Raw genomic sequence first — 18098 nt, forward strand, 5'->3', positions numbered from 1 at the left:
CCGGACGGGGCGCCGCCCCAGCCGAACGAGTGAGCCCCTTGAGCCGTCTCGCCCATTTGTGGGGTTATCTGCCGGATTGACCGGCCCTCTCCCTCATCATCTCGGTGGAGGTGATGACGTGTCAGGAAGGCTGCTGCGCACGGTCTGCACGGGGATGCTCGCGGCGACGACCGCCCTGACGGGCGCCCTCACAGGAGTGGGGCCTGCCGCCGCCGATCCGGGAGACCCACCGGTGGAGGCCGCGACGGACGGACCGATGCCCCGCTCAGACTTCCCGGACCCGGCCGGACAGGCTGACCCGACCGGACAGGCGGACCCCTCCCTCTCCGGCCGTCCCGCCCCCGACGGCACCACCGGGGGCGGGACGGCCGGCTCCACCGGCGACGCCGCGGAACTCGCGCCCTCCGGCGGGGACTCCGTGGCCACGCTCCTGACCCGGCTGCACACGCTCTACCGGCAGACCGAGCAGGCCACCGAGTCGTTCAACGCCACCGACGAGGCCCTGAGGACCCAGACCGCCGACACCCGGAAGATCACCGCCGGCCTCACGGCCGCCCGCAGGGCGCTGACCCAGGGCCGTGACGCGGCGGGCAGGATGGCGAGGGAGCAGTACCAGGGGCACTCGGAGTTGTCCTCGTACCTGGAACTGCTGCTCGCCCGCGACCCTCAGCACGCCCTGGACCAAGGGCATCTGCTGGCCCGCGCGGCACGCGACCGGGCGTCCGCCCTCACCCGGCTCGAGGACGCGGAGAGGAAGGCGGACGCCCTGGCGAGCGCCTCCCGCAAGGCGCTGGACCGGCAGCAGACGCTGGCCGCGCGGCAGCGGAAGCAGCGGGACGACGTCCGGATTCGGCTCGCCGAGGTCGAGCGGCTGCTCGCGACGCTGTCGGCGGACCAGCTCGCGCGCCTGGCCGAGCGTGAGCGGACGCAGACCGCGGGCGCGCAGCGCGAACTGCTCGACTCCGGCGTACTGGACGGGACGCGGACGCCGTCCGCGGAGGGCGGGGCGGCCCTGGACTTCGCCGTCCGCCAGATCGGCAAGCCCTACTCGTGGGGCGCCGAGGGCCCGGACGCGTACGACTGCTCGGGGCTGACCTCGCAGGCCTGGGCGAGCGCGGGCCGGGAGATCCCGCGGACGAGCCAGGAGCAGTGGCGGACGCTGCCGAAGGTGGGGCTGAGCGAACTGCGCCCCGGGGACCTGGTGGTCTACTTCCCCGAGGCGACCCATGTGGCGATCTATCTCGGCGGCGGCCTGGTCGTGCAGGCCCCGCGCCCGGGCGCCCGGGTCAAGGTCTCCCCCATCGCGGCGAACCCCCTGCTCGGCGCGGTCCGCCCGGACCCCTCCGGCGTCCCGCTGTCCTCGTTCACCCCACCCGACCTCCCGGCGGGTGCCCGGGACGGCTCGGACGACGGCTTCGACGCCGGCCTCGACGCCACCCCCGACCCTGCCACCGACACCGACACCGGTCCCGGCGCCGACTGAGCGCCTCTCCCCACCCGTGAGGCGCCCCGCCCCCAAGCCCTCGCCCGGCCCCGCGGGCGGGACGGCGTGCGGCGGCGACCGGTGCGGCCCGTCCGGCAGCCCGCCGCCTCCGCCGATCGGGTGAGCGGCGCCGCATGTGCGGCGGGTCTCACCGCCACCGGTATTCGAACAGGCGTATCATTTCAGTCGTGGCTGATTCCCCCTTCCCGCAGGACCTCGTCGACGCCCAGCTCCGCCTCCACCAGGCCCGGGCCGAGTACGCGGCGCTGTGCCGCGCGCTGCCGTGGTCGGTCGAGCCGGCCGACGGCTGGCCCGGCACGAAGCACCCCCACACCGGCGAGATCACCGGCGGCCGGGAGCCCAGCCCCGGCTACACCGACGAGCAGAAGGCGGAGGTCGCCCGCCTCATGACCCTGGTACGGGAGCTGACCGTCACCGTGTCCACCCACCCGCACTGGGCCACGCTGGACGCCGGCGAGCGCATGGGGGCGCGGATGGCACTGAAGGAGCACCGCGCGGCCGAGGCCGCGCCGGTCGCCGACGCCGCGGCGTAGCGGGGGCGGGCCGTGCTGTCGATATCCGAGCGCCTGGCGAAGCAGCGCACCCTGCGCGACTGGCTGCGCTGGCAGCTCACGCAGACCGACCGGACGATCCGGGAGCTGGAGGCCGAGGAGAAGGAGGAGAAGCGCCGGAGGGACGTCGCCCGCGCCGAGATGATGTGGAAGATCCAGCCCGCGCGCGCCGTGGAGGGCGAGCCGATGCTGCACCGCGGTGGCTGCGGCCTGTACACGGGCGCCGGTCTGCTCGGGGCGGAGGAGGTCGTCACCGCGCTCCGCGAGTTCCCCGGCATGACGATGTGCGAGATCTGCAACCCCTGGGGCAGCCTCGCCGGCCTCGGGATCGAGAAGCCGCCCCCTCGGCGGCTGCCCGGCGGTGGCGCCGTCCAGGGGAACGTTCAGGGGGACGGAAGCTGACGACGAAGCGAGAGCGAACCGAAGCCCACCACAATCCCCTTACATCTCAAGGCACTTGAGGTGATCTGGTGACAGTTGCCGTACTTGACGGCATATCAAGGAACGCACCGTCAGGGCACCACCACGCCGCGTGGGTCATGAGTAAAGAAGTGGCCCCCGTGTCGACATTCTTCTTGTGAAGATTGAACACATCACAGGATGGTCACTAAGGTCGGAGCTCGAACCTTCGCACGATCGATCACCCATCCGGGGTGACGGCGAAGGACCCGCCGCGTCCGTGACCTGCACGGAGCCGGGGATTCCCTTCCCCCCACAGCCCGGTAGGCGGCTCGAGGAAGAAGGAGCTCGCCTTCGTGGCGTCCCACCGTCGACCCAAGCAGCCGAGCCGCACCCGCGTGACCGTGCTCACCGCGACCGCCACAGCAGCGGTGGCGCTGTCCTCCCAAGCGGCCCACGCCGACCCCAAGCCGACCAAGAGCGAGGTCAAGGCGAAGGTCGACAAGCTCTACCACGAGGCCGAGGAAGCCACCGAGAAGTACAACGGGGCCAAGGAGCGGCAGGACAAGCTCAAGAAGCAGGTCGGCGCGCTCCAGGACCGGGTCGCCCGCAGCCAGGACGAGCTCAACACCCTGCGCGGCGAGCTCGGTCTGCTCGCGACGGCGCAGTACCGCTCCGGTGGGCTCGACCCGTCGGTCCAGCTGCTGCTCTCCTCGGACCCGGACAGCTTCCTCGACCAGGCCTCCGCGCTGGACCAGGTGACGGTCAAGCAGGCGGAGTCGCTGCAGAGGATCCAGGCGAAGCAGCGCACGCTCGCCCAGCAGCGCCGGGAGGCGCAGACGAAGATCGCGGACCTCGCCGAGGTCCGCGACACGCTCGGCAAGAACAAGCAGAAGTTCCAGGGCAAGCTCGCCGAGGCCCAGAAGCTGCTCAACACCCTGACGGTCGCCGAGCGGGCCAAGATCACCGAGGACGAGCAGCGCGCGAGCCGGGCGGCCGGCGACCGGGTCGACCTCGGCAACGAGGTCCCCGCGTCCGCCCTCGGCGCCGAGGCGCTCCGGCAGGCCGCCACGCGGGTGGGCAAGCCGTACGTCCGCACGGCCACGGGGCCCAACTCCTTCGACTGCTCGGGCCTGACCCAGTGGGCGTACGCCCAGGCCGGCGTCCAGATCACCCGCACCACGTACACCCAGATAACCCAGGGCACCCGCATCGCGCGCAGCCAACTGAAGCCGGGCGACCTGGTCTTCTTCAGCAACACCTCGCACGTGGGCCTGTACGCGGGCAACAACACCGTGCTGCACGCCCCGTACCCGGGCGCCTACGTCCGCTACGAGTCGATGGGCACGATCGGCAGCTACCAGACCGCGGTCCGCATCTGACGTCGCCCGAACGGGCGTGGCTCGGCACGACGTGCCCCTTCCGGCGCCGCCGGGAGGGGCAAGGGAGCAGCCGTCGCCGGGATTCGAACCCGGGTTTCCGGCTCCGGGCGAACCGGCGACCGGTGTCCTCGGCCGCTGAACGACGAGGGCTGCGGCATCACCCTGCGAGGCGGCATCGGGACGGCGCACCGGGATTCCGGCGTCGGCCGGGGCCGGCCGCAACGTCCGGGGCCTGCCCCGCCCGTGAACAGGGCGCCGCCGGTGGTCGATGACCAGCGGCGGCGCCCCGTCGACAGCGGGTGGGAGACCCGTCAGGCCCCCGTGACCGAGGCCAGGTAGGCGGACGTCTTCTCCGGGTCGAAGAAGAAGTTCTCGAAGTCCGCCGGGTTGTCGAAGCCGTTCGCGAAGCGGTCCGCGACCGGCTGGAGCTGGCCCGCGGCGCCGATCAGGTTGAGGACGTGCTCCGGCGGGACGCCCAGCATCGCGTTCGTCCACTTCGTGACGTGCTGCGCGGTGTCCCAGTAGCGGTCGAACGTGGCCTGCATCCACGTCTCGTCGAACGCCTTGTCGCCGTTCTCGACGATGGAGGCGAGGTACGCGGCCGCGCACTTGGACGCCGAGTTGGAGCCCTGGCCGGTGATCGGGTCGTTGGCCACGACCACGTCGGCCACGCCGAGGACGAGGCCGCCGCCGGGCAGCCGGCCGATCGGGTTGCGCACGGTCGGGGCGTAGCGGCCCGCCAGGGTGGCGTTGGCGTCGGTCAGTTCGACCTTGGTGGCCCGCGCGTACTCCCAGGGCGTGAACTTCTCCATCAGCTCCAGCGTGAGCGCCAGGTGCTCGGAGGGGTCCTTGACGCCCTGGAAGACGTCGAGCGGGCCGCCGGGGACGCCCTCCCAGAAGAGGATGTCCGCGCGGCCGCTGGTGGTCAGGGTCGGCATGACGAAGAGCTCGCCGACGCCCGGGACGAGGTTGCAGCGCACCGCGTCGAAGTCCGGGTGCTCGGGGCGCGGGCCCAGGCCGTGGACGTAGGCGACGGCCAGCGCGCGCTGCGGCTCGCTGTACGGGGAGCGGGCGGCGTCGCGGCCGAACATGGAGACCAGCTCGCCCTTGCCGGCCGAGACCAGCACCAGGTCGTAGCTGCGGGAGAAGTAGTCCAGGTCGGAGACGGCGGCGCCGTGGATGACGAGCTGGCCGCCGCGCTGGGCGAAGGTCTCCATCCAGCCGGCCATCTTCACGCGCTGGTCGACGGACTGGGCGTAGCCGTCCAGCCTGCCGACCCAGTCGATGACGCGGGAGGAGTCGGGTGCGGCGACGGAGACGCCGAGGCCCTTGATCTGCGGGGCCTGGGACTCCCAGAAGTTGATGCCGAGGTCACGCTCGTGCTGGAGAGCCGTGTCGAACATGCACTGGGTGGACATGACCCGGCCGGACCGGATCTCGTCCGCCGTGCGGTTGGACATGAGGGTGACCTCGTACCCCTGCGACTGCAGTCCGAGGGCGAGCTGGAGGCCGGACTGGCCGGCCCCGACGATGAGTATCTTCCGCATGGCGGGGTTCCTAACGGGTTATTCAGGGGTGACTTCGAGGGCGTGCGAGACCATCGCGAGCAGGGACTCCACCACGCTGTACCGCTTGCGCGCGTCCATGATCACGATCGGTACGTGCGGGGGCACCGTCAGGGCCTCGCGGACGTCCTCGGTCTCGAACAGCTCGGTTCCCTCGAAGTGGTTCACGGCGACGATGTACGGCAGTCCGCAGCTCTCGAAGTAGTCGAGGGCCGGGAAGCAGTCCGTCAGCCGGCGGGTGTCGGCGAGCACGACCGCGCCGATCGCGCCGCGCACCAGGTCGTCCCACATGAACCAGAAGCGCTGCTGCCCCGGCGTGCCGAAGACGTACAGCACCAGGTCGTCGTCGAGGGTGATGCGGCCGAAGTCCATGGCCACGGTCGTGGTGAGCTTGTCGGGCGTCGAGGTGAGGTCGTCGGTCTCCTCGCTCGCCTGCGTCATCAGCGCCTCGGTCTGCAGCGGAGTGATCTCCGAGACCGCGCGGACGAAGGTGGTCTTGCCGACGCCGAACCCGCCCGCGACGACGACCTTGGTCGCGATCGGGGCGCGGGTGTGGTCCAGCTGCCAGTCCCGGGCGCCGTCCTCGGCCGCCGGTGCCGGCGGGCCGGCCTGGGGCTGGGCGGGTATGCCGGTGGTGGCCGGCGGATCGGAGACGGCGGAGGCGTCAGAGACGACGGAGTCCACTCAGCACCCTTTCGAGGAGCGCGCGGTCGGGCTGGCCGGTGCCGTGACCGGTCCCGTACACACGGATCTTTCCCTGGTCGGCCAGGTCGCTCAGCAGCACCCGGACGACTCCCAGCGGCATCTTCAGGAGCGCAGAGATCTCCGCGACGGTGCGCATCCGGCGGCAGATCTCGACGATGGCCCGCATCTCCGGCATCAGGCCGCGCGCGGCGGGTCCGCCGTCCGTGAGCACCCTGCGCGCGGGCGCCGCTTCGAGGGCCGCCACGAACGTCTCGACCAGGAGCACGTGCCCGAAGCGGGTCCGGCCTCCGGTGAGCGAGTACGGGCGTACCCGCGCGGGGCGACGGGACGCCTCCCCGCGGACCGGCAGCTTGTGGGCATGGAACGCCGACGGCACAGACGTCACTGGGTGCTCTCCATCGATTTGCGCAGCTCGCTGCGGAGTTCGGGGGTGAGTACATGTCCGGCGCGACCGACGAAGAGCGCCATGTGGTACGCGACGACGCTCATGTCGCAGTCGGGCGTGGCGTGCACGCCGAGCAGCGAGCCGTCACTGATCGACATGACGAAGACGCTGCCCTCGTCCATGGCCACCATGGTCTGCTTCACACCGCCGCCGTCCATCAGCCGGGCCGCGCCGATGGTGAGGCTGCCGATGCCGGAGACGATGGTCGCCAGGTCGGCGCTCGATCCGCGGGGCCCGCCGGAGCGGCCTCCCGTGGGGGTGGCGGCGCTCTGCGCAGCCGGGTCGGAAGAGAGCAGGAGCAGCCCGTCGGACGACACCACGGCGACGGAGCGGACCCCTGGCACCTCCTCGACGAGATTGCCCAGCAGCCAGTGCAGGTTGCGGGCTTCCGTGCTCAGTCCGAATGTTCCGGTCGCAGTCAACTGCGTGCCTCCTCGACTGTGTCCCCCGTCTTCTCCTCGGTACGTGCTGTGGGTGCGGCTTCGTGCCGGTCGGGCGCGGTCCCCACCTCGGTCCCGGCCTCGATCTCGGCCTCCACGTCCTGGCGGCCCTGCTCGGCGCCACGGTGGAAACCGCCCAGTCGGCGGCGCAGGGCCTCGGCGTCGACACCGCCCGTGCGGGGGGTGACGGGGGCGTCCGCCTGCCGGACTATCTGCGGGGTCCGCTTGGGCAGTCCCTTGTCGGTGAGCCGCTGGGTCTGCCGCGCGGGCGGCTGCTCCTCCACGGCACGCTCGTGGCTGTCCGGCTCGGCCGGCAGGTCGGCCAGCCGGACCTGCAGGGTCGTCTCGGAGACCGGCTCCTCGGCGACGGTGGAGGTCTCGACCTCCGGCGCGGACGCCTGGGCCGGCACGGTCACGGGAGCGGGCTCGGGCTCGGCGGTCGCGGCCGCGTCGGTCGCGTGAGCGGGCTCGGCGGTCGCGTGAGCAGGCTCGGCGTGCCCGGGAGCGTCGGCGGGTCCGGTGGTGTCGGCCGGTCCGGTGGTGTCGGCCGCCGGCGGGAGCGGTGCGGACACGTCGGTCGCGGGTGCGGAGTCGAGCGGGTCCGCCGCGGCCTCGGTGACCGGAGCCGTGCCGGCCGTGCCGGCCGCCTCGATGGCCTGTTCCGCGGCCTCGACGAACGGGTCGCGGGCCCGGGACGGCAGCGCGTTGGAGTTCGCCTCGGCCACCGAGCCCGGCAGGTTCAGGGCGGGAGCGGCGCCCGCGACCTGCACGGTCGGCGGCACGGCGGTCGGCGGGGCGGTCGGCAGCAGGGACGGCGGGAGGACGACGACGGCCGCGATACCGCCCTGCTTCTGCTCCCTGAGTTCGACCCGTACGCCGTGCCGGGCCGCGAGGAGGGCGGCGACCCGCAGGCCGAGCCCCTCCCCCTCGGTGTCGGCCGGGTCCGCCTCGGCGAGCCGGGCGTTGAGCTCCGTGAGCCGCGACGCGGTCATGCCGATGCCCTCGTCCTGGACGGAGAGCATCACCTCGCCGGACTCCAGGACCCAGCCGGAGAGCTGGACCTGGGCGTCGGGCGGCGAGAAGGAGGTCGCGTTCTCCAGGAGCTCGGCGACCAGGTGGCTGAGGTCGTCCGCGGCGAAGCCGGCGATCTGGGCGTGCGGCGGCAGGGACTGGATGGCGACCCGCTCGTACCGCTCGATCTCGCTGACCGCGGCGCGCAGGACGTCGACGAGCGGCACCGGGCCCGCGTGGCCGTGGACGTGCTCGTGACCGGCGAGGACCAGCAGGTTCTCGCTGTGGCGGCGCATGACGGTCGCCATGTGGTCGAGCTTGAACAGGGTGGCGAGCCGGTCCGGGTCCTGCTCGCGCTCCTCCAGCTTCTCGATGACGCCGAGCTGGCGCTCCACCAGGCCGAGGCTGCGCAGGGAGAGGTTGACGAAGGTGTGCTGGACGCTGTCCCGGAGCCGGGTGAGCTCGGCGCTGAGCAGGGCGGTCTGGCCCTGGAGTTCGGCGCGCTGGGCGGCGAGGTCGACGGCGAGGGCCTCGCGGGCCCCGGCCTGGTCGGCCCGCTCGCTGTCGAGCTGCTCGGCGCGCAGGGCGAGCGCGGCCAGCTTGCCCTGGAGGGTGTTGAGGGACCGTACGACCTGGGCGAACTCGTCGTTGCGGCCGGTGAAGCGGACCGGCTCCTCGGTCTCCGGGGCGGCGGAGAGGCGCGCGGCGCCGATGCGGAGGACGGCGAGCGGCCGGGTGAGGGTGCGGGCGACGAAGGTGGAGATGCCGACGGCGACCAGCAGGCAGCCGCCGAGGAAGGCGATGCGCAGTTCGAGGGCGGTGACGTCGTCGTCGCGGAGCTGGGCGAGCCGTTCCACCTGCTCGGTGGCGAGGGCGGACTCGACGCCGCGCATCTGCTCGATCCGGGCGGAGAGCGCGGCCTCCAGCTTCTCGGGGTCGGTCTTCCGCTCGGACGTGCTGAGTTCGGGCTGGTCGGCGAGGCGGGTCAGGTGACGCTCGGCGTTCTTGACGTCCGGGCCGGTGACCGTGGCCGCGAGGGAGTCGCGGGCGGACGCGGTGGCGGACTGGTCGAAGTCGGCGAGGGCGGCCTGCTCGCGCACCCGGGACTGCTGGGCGGCGGCGGTCAGGGCGTTCCGCTGCCGTTCGGCCTCCTCGGCGCCTTCGGCCCGGTCGGGCACGTAGGTGCCGCTGATCGGGTCGTAGTGGGTGCCGGTGGACTCGGGCTGGGGGACGGCGAGCGCGGCGAGGAGGAGTCCGCGGACGGCGGAGGCCTGCTCGACGGCGCGGCCGAGGTCGCCGGGCGCGCGGGTGGCCTCGGCGGCGCGGGCGGGGGTCTTCTCGGCGAGCTCGTCCGCGAGCGCCTGGAGTTTCCCGATGACGTCGCTGTAGGCGCGGTGGGCCTCCAGGGCGGTGCCCTTGCCGGTGAGCGCGGCGCGCCGGATGGAGGTCAGGCCGGCCAGGTCGCGGCGGAGCTCGGTGGTCGCGGCGGGCCGGATCTCGTCGATCTGGCGGTCGACGCGTGCCGAACGCGTGCTGGTGACCTGGCGCTTCTTCTTGTCGTCGGTGTCCTGCTCGTCCCGGCCCGCCGCGATGTACGCCACGACCTCGTCGCGCTCGTCGGCGAGGGAGTGGGCGAGGGTGACCGCCTGGCGGTCCAGTTCGGCGAGGGTGACCAGACGCTGGGAGTCGGTCAGTTCGCCGGAGGCGGTGAGGACGGCGGGGGCGCCGGCGGCCAGCACGGTGACGCCGACGAGGGCGACCCCGGCGACCAGGCGGTTGCGGACGCGCTTGGGGCGGCCGACGGGCGGGGCCGCGGGTACCGCGGAAGCGCCGGGGCCCGCGGCGTTGCCCGTGGTCAGCGGGTCACCAGGGGTCCGGCTCGGCGTGCCGTTCTTGGTCCGAGGCCGCTTCTTCTGCACCGGTGCTCGCATTCTCGACTCGTCCACCCATGAAGCAGGGGTGACGACCGGTCACCACTCAGAGCGCCCCCACCCCTGGTATGGCTCTCGACCATTCCAGCGCTTCTGGGAAGGGGACGCGCATCGGCCGCTCCGCCACCCGAACGAGTGAACAACACTCATGAGTTGGCAAACAACTCCCCATGGAGGTGGCCGAGGCCGTTCTCGGGGGGCCGGTTGGATCTTCCGCGCGGGCTTTGGCAGGATGCCCGCCCGCAGCTTCTCGGACGGGGTGGTTCCGCCCGGCGGGACGACGCCGACCGCTTGGTACAGGCCAGATTCGGCCGTCTGGAGACGCTGTGAAGGAGTGATGCAGGCCGGGCAGACTGAGGATCATGCGCACCGAAGTGGTCACCCTCCCCGGCAGCCCCGAACGCCCCAATGAGGACTGGGCAGCTGCAGCTCTGCCGGGTCCCGGCGGCGGCGGGACGGTCGTGGCGCTCGACGGGGTGACTCCCCCGGCCGGTGATGACGGTTGTGTGCACGGTGTCCCCTGGTTCACCGCCCGCCTGGGTGGCGCTTTGACCGAACTGTCCGCTTCGCGGCCGGACTTGACGCTGACCGAGATTCTGGCGCTGGCCATCCGGCGCACCGCGGAGGCCCATCGCGACACCTGTGACCTTTCTCACGTGCGCACTCCCCAGGCGACGGTCGCCCTGGCCCGGTGGGACGCGGACACGGTCGAGCACCTGGTCCTGTCCGACGCGGCACTCCTCCTGGAGGCGCCGGACGGGGCCGTGCGGGCCGTGCTCGACGACCGCCTGGACCGCGTGCCGCCCGAGGTCCTGCGCTCTTCGGCGGCGACGGACCGGCTGCGCAACCGGGAAGGCGGCTTCTTCACGGCGGCGGCGGATCCGGCGGTGGCGGACCGGGCGGTGACCGGGACGACACCCCGCTCCCGGGTACGGGCCCTGGCCGCGCTCACGGACGGGGCCACCCGCTGGGTGGCACCCTTCGCGGAGGGCGACTGGGCGGACTGCGCCGGGGTGCTGCGCACGGAGGGGGCGTTCGGGCTGATCCGGCGGGTCCGGGCGCGGGAGGCCGCGGACGGGGCGGCCGGCGTCACCCGGCGCGGGAAGCCCCACGACGACGCGACGGCGGTCTACGCCGTCCTCCAGGACCTCTGACCCGGCAAGATCGGCAAAACGCCCCCTAGGGCCTGTCTTCAAAGTCCCTCCCCCTGGGCTTCGCCCGGGAGGTGCCCCCAGCTCGCGGCGTCCGGTACCGCGCTCCCCCGTGGCCCTTCGGGCACGGGAGGGGCCCCCACGCTGCGTTGTCGAAGCGTCCGAGTACGTCCAGTACGCGGACGCTCCTCCGCCTTGCGATGCACGGCACCGGACACCGCGAGCCCGACCGGCGCTACTTTGAAGACAGGCCCTAGGCCTCCGCGCGGGAGTTCAGCTGGTGCAGCAGCCGGGCCAGTTCGGCGACCTCGCCGCGGTCCCAGTCCGCGAGCTTGCGGACGTAGCGCCCGCGCCGGGCGTCGCGTACGTGCCGGAAGCGGTCCCGGCCCTCCTCCGTGAGCCGGACCAGGGAGGCGCGTCCGTCCGCCGGGTCCGGGTCGCGGGCGACGAGGCCGAGGTCCTCCAGAGCGCGCAGCTGCCGGCTCATGGTCGCCTTGCCGACGCCGAAGTAGCCGGCGAGGTCGGTGGCGCGCTGCGGGCCGGTGTCGTCGAGCCGGACGAAGAGGCCGTAGGCGGCGGGCTCCAGTTCGGGGTGGACCTCGCGGGCCATCTCGCCCGACTGCGCGCGGGCACGGCGCAGAAAGACCGCCAGCTCACGCTCCAGGGCGAGGAACTCCTGGTCCACACCACTCCTGGAGGCGGACTCGCCTTCACTCGCCGTACCGCTTCCGTGCACGTCAGCCCCCTCGCGCGGGTTTCCCGTCGCTGAAAGTTTCTTCCCGGCGGCGGTCATCGCCGCAGCTCCTTCAGTATTTCGCAGGAGTAGACCAACGGCAGCACCCGGACCCCCTTCCGCCGGGTGGGTCTACGTGCGTAGCGTCATCCCCGGCTCGCTGACATGTCCACACCAGGGACCTGTCGACATCGCTCCCCCCACTGACCTGTTCGGAGGCACGCTATGCCCGCGCACAGATCCAGAACGACTCTCGCCGGTGTCGCCCTCGCGGCGCTCGCCCTCCTCCTCCCCGTCGCCGCGTCGGGCTCCGCCAGTGCGGCGCAGGACCCCGGCGCCCGCCAGGTCCCCGCCCGCGGGACCGCGTACATGGGCATGGGGGTCCTCCAGCACGACGGCCAGGGCGCGCAGCCCGGCGGGATCTCGATCCAGGCCGGCCAGACGGAGGGCGTGGACGTCTCCAGCCACCAGGGGAACGTGGCCTGGTCGACGCTGTGGAACAGCGGGGTGAGGTGGGCCTACGTCAAGGCGACGGAGGGCACGTACTACAAGAACACCTACTTCTCGCAGCAGTACAACGGCTCGTACAACGTCGGCATGATCCGCGGCTCGTACCACTTCGCGACGCCCGACACGACGACGGGCGCGGCGCAGGCGGACTACTTCGTGAACAACGGCGGCGGCTGGTCCAAGGACGGCAGGACGCTGCCCGGCGCACTGGACATCGAGTGGAACCCGTACGGCGCCACCTGCTACGGCAAGACCCAGTCCGGGATGGTCGCCTGGATCCGCGACTTCGTGAACCGGTACAAGGCGCGGACCGGCAGGGACCCGGTGATCTACACCGCGACCAGCTGGTGGACCCAGTGCACCGGCAACTACGGCGGCTTCGCCACGACCAACCCGCTGTGGATCGCGCGGTACGCCTCGGCCGTCGGCGAACTCCCGGCCGGCTGGTCGTACTACACGATGTGGCAGTACACCTCGACCGGCCCGACGGTCGGCGACCACAACCACTTCAACGGCGACCTCTCCCGGGTCCAGGCGCTGGCCAACGGCTGACGCCCCGCTGCCGGTACGACGTGCCGACGGCGACGGGCGACCGACGGCGACCGAGGGGCGCCGGCGGTCGGCCACGGGGGTACGGCGTCGGTCCGACGGCGGCCTCCCGGGTGTGCGACACACCCGGGAGGCCGCCGTTCCGCGATTCCCCGATCCACCCCCTTGCTCATTGGTATGGACCAATGCGAGGCTCTGGGGCGGCGCTTACGGGTCCCGACTTCCGTGCGCTGATCGGTCGTTGCTCGTCCCGTACTCCCCCACGCACGAGAGAGAGCCCCCGCATGCCGTCCCTCCGCGTCCGTCCCGCCCACCGTGCCGTCGCCGCCGCCGCCCTGTCCGCCGCCGCGCTCGTCCCGCTCACCCCGTCCGTGGCGAGCGCGCACGGTGCCGTCTTCAACCCGGTGAGCCGGGTCGCCGCCTGTTACGCGGAGGGCCCCGAGACACCCAAGTCGCAGGTGTGCAAGGACCTCGTCGCCGACTCCGGCACCCAGCCGCTGTACGACTGGAACGAGGTCAACATCGCCAACGCCGACGGGCAGCACCAGGCGCTCATCCCGGACGGCAAGCTCTGCTCGGCGAACCGCGCGAAGTACCGCGCGCTCGACTGGGCCCGCACCGACTGGCCCTCGACGGCGGTCGCGGCGGGCTCCTTCGACTTCCGGGTCCGGGTGACGGCACCCCACTCGGGGACGATGACGGTCTACATCACCAAGCAGGGCTTCGACCCCACCCAGCCGCTGAAGTGGTCGGACCTGGACGCGACGCCGGTGGCCACGTACGCCACGACGCGGACGTCGGCGGACGGCTACTACCACTTCACCGGGCAGCTGCCGACCCGCACCGGACGCCACATCGTGTACAAGGTCTGGCAGCGCAGCGACAGCCCGGAGGCCTTCTACAGCTGCTCGGACGTCACCTTCGGCGGCGGGGCGACGGCGGCCGTGGCGCCGACCGAGTCGAAGATCGCGGCCGGGGCGGAGCGCTCGACGGTGAGTCACGCGGGCCACGGCGGCGACGAGCAGCCCCCGGCCCTGACGGCCGACACCGCCGGTACCGCCGGTTCCCCGCTCCCCCTGGCCCTCACGGGCGCGGGCGCCCTGACCGCGTTCGCGGTGAGCGGCCTGCTCCTGTCGCGCCGCCGCCCGTCCCGGGAGTCCTGACCCGCACGGGCGGGAGCCCGCCGGGCCCGTCCCGCGGACCGCGGACCGTGGGCCGTGCGCCTTGGACCGCGGACCGTGGGCCGTGGGCCGGCCGGGCGGCGCGGTCGCCACCGGCGCACGGCGGTGGGGCACCCCCCGAGGGAGTGCCCCACCACCGTCGCTCGCGGGCGGACCGTCAGGCCGCCGCGCTCACCGGCACCTCGGCCGGGGTCAGGGCGATCTCCAGGACCTGGCGGACGTCGGTCACCGGGTGGACCTCCAGCTTCTCCAGGATCTCCGCCGGGACGTCGTCCAGGTCGGCCTCGTTCCGCTTGGGGATCACGACCGTCGTCACGCCCGCCCGGTGGGCCGCCAGGAGCTTCTGCTTCAGGCCGCCGATCGGCAGGACCCGCCCGGTCAGCGACACCTCACCGGTCATCGCCACGTCCGTGCGGACCAGCCGGCCGGAGAGCAGCGAGGCCAGGGCGGTCGTCATCGTGATGCCCGCGCTCGGTCCGTCCTTCGGGACCGCGCCGGCCGGGAAGTGGATGTGCACGCCCCGGTCCTTCAGGCCGGTCACGGGCAGCTCCAGTTCCGCGCCGTGCGAGCGGAGGAAGGAGAGAGCGATCTGCGCGGACTCCTTCATCACGTCGCCCAGCTGGCCGGTCAGGGTCAGCCCCGCCGCGCCCGTCTCGGGGTCGGCCAACGACGCCTCGACGAACAGGACGTCGCCGCCCGCACCCGTCACGGCCAGCCCGGTGGCCACACCCGGAACGGACGTGCGGCGCTCGGCCGGGTCCTGCGCCGACTCCGGCACGTGGTGGGGCCGCCCGATCAGTGTGCGCAGGTCGTCCGGCGCGATGCTGAAGGGCAGTTCCCGGTCGCCGAGTTCGTGCTGTGCCGCGACCTTCCGCAGCAGCCGGGCGATCGCCCGCTCCAGGGTGCGGACGCCCGCCTCACGGGTGTACTCGCCGGCCAGGCTGCGCAGGGCGGCGTCCTCCAGGACGACCTCGCCGGGCTCCAGTCCCGCGCGCTCCAGCTGCCGGGGCAGCAGGTGGTCACGGGCGATGACGACCTTCTCGTCCTCCGTGTACCCGTCGAGCCGCACCAGTTCCATGCGGTCGAGCAGCGCCTCCGGGATGGCCTCCAGGACGTTCGCCGTCGCCAGGAAGACGACGTCGGAGAGGTCGAGTTCGACCTCCAGGTAGTGGTCGCGGAAGGTGTGGTTCTGGGCCGGGTCCAGGACTTCGAGCAGGGCCGCGGCCGGGTCGCCGCGGAAGTCCGAGCCGACCTTGTCGATCTCGTCCAGCAGGACCACCGGGTTCATCGACCCGGCCTCCTTGATCGCCCGGACGATCCGGCCCGCCTGCGCGCCCACGTAGGTGCGCCGGTGCCCACGGATCTCGGCCTCGTCCCGTACGCCGCCGAGGGCGACGCGGACGAACGTGCGGCCCATCGCGTGGGCGACGGACTCGCCGAGCGAGGTCTTGCCGACGCCGGGCGGGCCGACGAGGGCGAGCACGGCGCCGCCGCGCCGGCCGCCGACCACACCGAGGCCGCGCTCGGAACGCCGCTTGCGTACGGCGAGGTACTCGGTGATCCGCTCCTTCACGTCCTCCAGGCCCGCGTGCTCGGCGTCGAGGACGGCCTTGGCGCCCTGGATGTCGTACCGGTCCTCGGTCCGCTCGTTCCACGGCAGTTCGAGGACGGTGTCGAGCCAGGTGCGGATCCAGGAGCCCTCCGGGGACTGGTCGCTGGACCGCTCCAGCTTCTCGACCTCCTTGAGGGCGGCCTCCCGGACCTTCTCGGGCAGGTCGGCCGCCTCCACCCGGGCACGGTAGTCGTCGGACTCGTCGCCCTCGCTCTCGCCGTTCAGCTCGCGCAATTCCTTGCGCACGGCGTCGAGCTGGCGGCGCAGCAGGAACTCGCGCTGCTGCTTGTCGACGCCCTCCTGGACGTCCTTGGCGATGGTCTCGGCGACGTCCTGCTCGGCCAGGTGTTCGCGCAGCTGGGCGGTGGCGAGCTTGAGCCGGGCGACCGGGTCGGCCGTCTCCAGCAGTTCCACCTTCTGCTCGACGGAGAGGAAGGGCGAGTAGCCGGAGTTGTCGGCGAGCGCCGAGACGCCGTCGATCTGCTGCACGCGGTCCACGACCTGCCACGCGCCGCGCTTCTTGAGCCAGCTGGTGGCCAGCGCCTTGTACTCCTTGACCAGATCGGTCACGGAGCCGGGCAGCGGGTCGGGCAGGACCTCCTCGACGGCGGTGCCCTCGACCCACAGGGCCGCGCCGGGGCCGGTCGTCCCCGCGCCGATCCTGACGCGGCCGCGGCCGCGGATCAGCGCGCCGGGGTCTCCGTCGGAGAGCCTTCCGACCTGCTCGACGGTGCCGAGGACGCCGGTCCCCGCGTAGGTGCCGTCGACGCGGGGCACCAGGAGGACCCTGGGCTTGCCGCTGCCGGAGCGCGCGGCGGCCTGGGCGGCCTCCACCGCGGCGCGGACGTCGTTGTCGGACAGGTCGAGCGGAACCACCATGCCGGGCAGCACGACTTCGTCGTCGAGCGGCAGCACAGGCAGTGTCAGCGTCGAGTACTCCGTGGACTCAGGAGCCATGATCTCCCCTTCGGCAGTCAAGTTGAGCTATGTCGACTCAATGCAGGTGAGCCCGCGAATGTTCCCCAGGCCGCGTTCGCTCTGAGCGATCACTTCCCCGCTCGCCGTGAACAGCGGATGTAATGACTGTATGGATATGGGAGCTATTACATCCGCGTGGGTGGCCGGCTGGACCGTCTCCCGCGGCACGCCCCCCGCCGTCGCGCGGCCGTGGGGCTACCGGATCGACGTGGGCCTGCCGAAGCACGTCCTGCGGCACGTGCTGCCGGCGCCCGACGCCTCCTCGGTGGGCCGGCTGTGCGCGGGGATCACCGAGCCGTACACCTGGCTGAAGGTCATGGCGGCGCCGGAGGAAGTCGCCGAGTGGATCACACCGGGATGGACCGTGCCCGACGATCCGGGCTTCATGATGTGCAAGCACCTGCACGCCCCCGGGCGGGAGAGCCGGCCGCCCCTCCCGGACGGGTACACGCGGACGACGGAGACCCGGGACGGTGTGGTCCGGGTCAGGATCCTCGCCCCGGACGGCACCCTGGCCGCGCGCGGCCAGATCGCCCCCACAGGGGAGACGGCGGTCGCCGACCAGATCGAGACCGACCCCCGCCACCGCCGCCGCGGCCTCGGCGCCCAGGTCATGCACACCTTGGAGGCGGCCGCCGCCCGGGCGGGCGCGGTGACGGGTGTCCTGTCCGCGACGACGGACGGGCTGGGGCTGTACACGTCGCTGGGCTGGCGGTACGAGGGGCCCCTGACCGGGATCGTCCGCGACTGACACGGCGACCGCGAGCGACGGGAGCCGACCCGAGCCCGGCCCCCACGGGGCGGGGCGGCGACCACGGCGCGCCGCGCCCTGGCCAAGCGGAACCGGGGCGGGCATGATCAGGTGCATGGCGACCGGGAGCACGAGGAGCAGGCGGCGCACGGCAGGCCGATGGGCCGCGACCGCAGTACTGGTGGCGCTGACGGCACTCACCGGCTGCGGGCCGGACACGCCGCCGGCCCCGTCCGCCCCGACGTCCGGCACGAGCACCGCGCCGCCGCCGACCTCGCCCCCGTCACCCCCGACGCCCTCACCGGACGGCACCTCGAAGAACAGCGAGGAGCCCGCGCCCCGGGAGGTGCTGGTCGAGCTGAACGTCACCGGCGGCTTCGCGGGCGTGCAGAACCAGCTGATCGTGCGCTACGACGGCTCGTACACGACCCGCTCCGGCACCGAGCCGCCGCGTACCGGGCGGATGGAGCCGGCCGAGGTCGCCGAACTGCGCGCCGCCTTGGAGGACCCCGCCTTCGCCGCGGTGCCCGCCCGGCCGACCGGCGAGCCGGTGCACGACGGCTTCCAGTACGTCGTCACGTACCGGTACCGGGTGGTCGTCGCCACCGACGGCGACCGGCCGCCCGCGCTGCGGCGGGTGTTCTCGGCACTGCCGGGCGGCGGGCCGCCGACCTCCCCCTGACCCGGGGCGTGAACCGGC

The 18098-nt window shown here is 73.0% G+C and carries 16 protein-coding genes and 1 tRNA gene; 9 read left to right on the plus strand and 8 right to left on the minus strand.

What is annotated here, in order from left to right; all coding sequences use genetic code 11:
* Positions 1–118: 118 nt before the first annotated feature.
* From ACGFZF_RS26390 to ACGFZF_RS26405, 4 genes are all read left to right on the plus strand, one after another.
* On the plus strand, positions 119–1483 hold the full coding sequence (locus tag ACGFZF_RS26390) for an NlpC/P60 family protein (protein WP_393557990.1): 1365 nt from the start codon (positions 119–121) through the stop codon (positions 1481–1483).
* A 188-nt stretch (positions 1484–1671) separates the two neighbouring features.
* Positions 1672–2037, plus strand: a complete 366-nt coding sequence (locus ACGFZF_RS26395) for a hypothetical protein (protein WP_356608272.1) — start codon at positions 1672–1674, stop codon at positions 2035–2037.
* Positions 2038–2049: 12 nt separating this feature from the next.
* Entirely contained in the window at positions 2050–2457 is a 408-nt protein-coding gene (locus ACGFZF_RS26400; protein WP_393557993.1) for a DUF6233 domain-containing protein, read from the plus strand.
* A gap of 353 nt (positions 2458–2810) precedes the next feature.
* Positions 2811–3836 carry an NlpC/P60 family protein gene (locus tag ACGFZF_RS26405; protein ID WP_393557995.1) on the plus strand — a complete coding sequence of 342 codons (1026 nt, stop codon included), beginning with the start codon at positions 2811–2813 and terminating at the stop codon, positions 3834–3836.
* 67 nt (positions 3837–3903) lie between these two features.
* Here the strand turns inward: ACGFZF_RS26405 and ACGFZF_RS26410 are convergent.
* The 6 genes from ACGFZF_RS26410 to ACGFZF_RS26435 all read right to left on the minus strand — a co-directional run bounded on the left by ACGFZF_RS26410 (position 3904) and on the right by ACGFZF_RS26435 (position 9933).
* Positions 3904–3987 (minus strand) — tRNA-OTHER (locus ACGFZF_RS26410).
* Between the two features lie 160 nt (positions 3988–4147).
* Positions 4148–5383: a styrene monooxygenase/indole monooxygenase family protein gene (locus tag ACGFZF_RS26415; RefSeq protein ID WP_393557997.1), complete on the minus strand. Its 1236-nt coding sequence runs from the start codon at positions 5381–5383 to the stop codon at positions 4148–4150.
* An 18-nt stretch (positions 5384–5401) separates the two neighbouring features.
* On the minus strand, positions 5402–6085 hold the full coding sequence (locus ACGFZF_RS26420) for an ATP/GTP-binding protein (protein ID WP_393557999.1): 684 nt from the start codon (positions 6083–6085) through the stop codon (positions 5402–5404).
* Positions 6066–6491 (minus strand): DUF742 domain-containing protein, encoded by a 426-nt coding sequence (locus ACGFZF_RS26425; RefSeq protein WP_393558001.1) that lies wholly within the window; start codon positions 6489–6491, stop codon positions 6066–6068. The genes ACGFZF_RS26420 and ACGFZF_RS26425 overlap by 20 nt, the downstream gene beginning before the upstream one ends.
* Positions 6488–6973, minus strand: a complete 486-nt coding sequence (locus tag ACGFZF_RS26430; RefSeq protein WP_393558003.1) for a roadblock/LC7 domain-containing protein — start codon at positions 6971–6973, stop codon at positions 6488–6490. Before ACGFZF_RS26430 ends, ACGFZF_RS26425 begins: the two co-directional genes overlap by 4 nt.
* Positions 6970–9933: a nitrate- and nitrite sensing domain-containing protein gene (locus ACGFZF_RS26435; protein WP_393558004.1), complete on the minus strand. Its 2964-nt coding sequence runs from the start codon at positions 9931–9933 to the stop codon at positions 6970–6972. The genes ACGFZF_RS26430 and ACGFZF_RS26435 overlap by 4 nt, the downstream gene beginning before the upstream one ends.
* A gap of 362 nt (positions 9934–10295) precedes the next feature.
* On the opposite strand from ACGFZF_RS26435, the gene ACGFZF_RS26440 reads away from it, so the two are divergent.
* Positions 10296–11087: a hypothetical protein gene (locus ACGFZF_RS26440; protein ID WP_393558006.1), complete on the plus strand. Its 792-nt coding sequence runs from the start codon at positions 10296–10298 to the stop codon at positions 11085–11087.
* 250 nt (positions 11088–11337) lie between these two features.
* Here the strand turns inward: ACGFZF_RS26440 and ACGFZF_RS26445 are convergent, their stop codons facing one another.
* Positions 11338–11820: a MarR family winged helix-turn-helix transcriptional regulator gene (locus ACGFZF_RS26445; RefSeq protein WP_393558008.1), complete on the minus strand. Its 483-nt coding sequence runs from the start codon at positions 11818–11820 to the stop codon at positions 11338–11340.
* A 222-nt stretch (positions 11821–12042) separates the two neighbouring features.
* Here ACGFZF_RS26445 and ACGFZF_RS26450 point away from each other — a divergent pair, with 222 nt between their 5' ends.
* Complete coding sequence (locus ACGFZF_RS26450) at positions 12043–12879, plus strand: lysozyme (protein ID WP_393558011.1); 837 nt, start codon at positions 12043–12045, stop codon at positions 12877–12879.
* 281 nt (positions 12880–13160) lie between these two features.
* Positions 13161–14039, plus strand: coding sequence for a lytic polysaccharide monooxygenase (locus tag ACGFZF_RS26455; protein ID WP_393558013.1), 879 nt, complete (start codon positions 13161–13163; stop codon positions 14037–14039).
* A gap of 175 nt (positions 14040–14214) precedes the next feature.
* Here ACGFZF_RS26455 and lon read toward each other — a convergent pair whose 3' ends face one another.
* Positions 14215–16626, minus strand: coding sequence for an endopeptidase La (gene lon / locus ACGFZF_RS26460; protein ID WP_393558015.1), 2412 nt, complete (start codon positions 16624–16626; stop codon positions 14215–14217).
* Positions 16627–16762: 136 nt separating this feature from the next.
* Between lon and ACGFZF_RS26465 the strand changes: the two genes are divergently transcribed.
* Positions 16763–17398 (plus strand): GNAT family N-acetyltransferase, encoded by a 636-nt coding sequence (locus ACGFZF_RS26465; protein ID WP_393558017.1) that lies wholly within the window; start codon positions 16763–16765, stop codon positions 17396–17398.
* A gap of 115 nt (positions 17399–17513) precedes the next feature.
* Positions 17514–18080 (plus strand): hypothetical protein, encoded by a 567-nt coding sequence (locus ACGFZF_RS26470; RefSeq protein ID WP_393558019.1) that lies wholly within the window; start codon positions 17514–17516, stop codon positions 18078–18080.
* Positions 18081–18098 lie beyond the last annotated feature (18 nt).

This window comes from Streptomyces sp. NPDC048338, assembly GCF_043201055.1.
In the GTDB taxonomy this organism is placed as follows: domain Bacteria; phylum Actinomycetota; class Actinomycetes; order Streptomycetales; family Streptomycetaceae; genus Streptomyces.

Bases quoted from the DNA above. Each gene is read 5' to 3' on its own strand.
- ACGFZF_RS26435 (WP_393558004.1), bottom strand. From the start codon at position 9,933: ATGCGAGCACCGGTGCAGAAGAAGCGGCCTCGGACCAAGAACGGCACG.
- lon (WP_393558015.1), bottom strand. From the start codon at position 16,626: ATGGCTCCTGAGTCCACGGAGTACTCGACGCTGACACTGCCTGTGCTG.
- ACGFZF_RS26450 (WP_393558011.1), top strand. From the start codon at position 12,043: ATGCCCGCGCACAGATCCAGAACGACTCTCGCCGGTGTCGCCCTCGCG.
- ACGFZF_RS26465 (WP_393558017.1), top strand. From the start codon at position 16,763: ATGGGAGCTATTACATCCGCGTGGGTGGCCGGCTGGACCGTCTCCCGC.
- ACGFZF_RS26440 (WP_393558006.1), top strand. From the start codon at position 10,296: ATGCGCACCGAAGTGGTCACCCTCCCCGGCAGCCCCGAACGCCCCAAT.
- ACGFZF_RS26470 (WP_393558019.1), top strand. From the start codon at position 17,514: ATGGCGACCGGGAGCACGAGGAGCAGGCGGCGCACGGCAGGCCGATGG.
- ACGFZF_RS26455 (WP_393558013.1), top strand. From the start codon at position 13,161: ATGCCGTCCCTCCGCGTCCGTCCCGCCCACCGTGCCGTCGCCGCCGCC.
- ACGFZF_RS26415 (WP_393557997.1), bottom strand. From the start codon at position 5,383: ATGCGGAAGATACTCATCGTCGGGGCCGGCCAGTCCGGCCTCCAGCTC.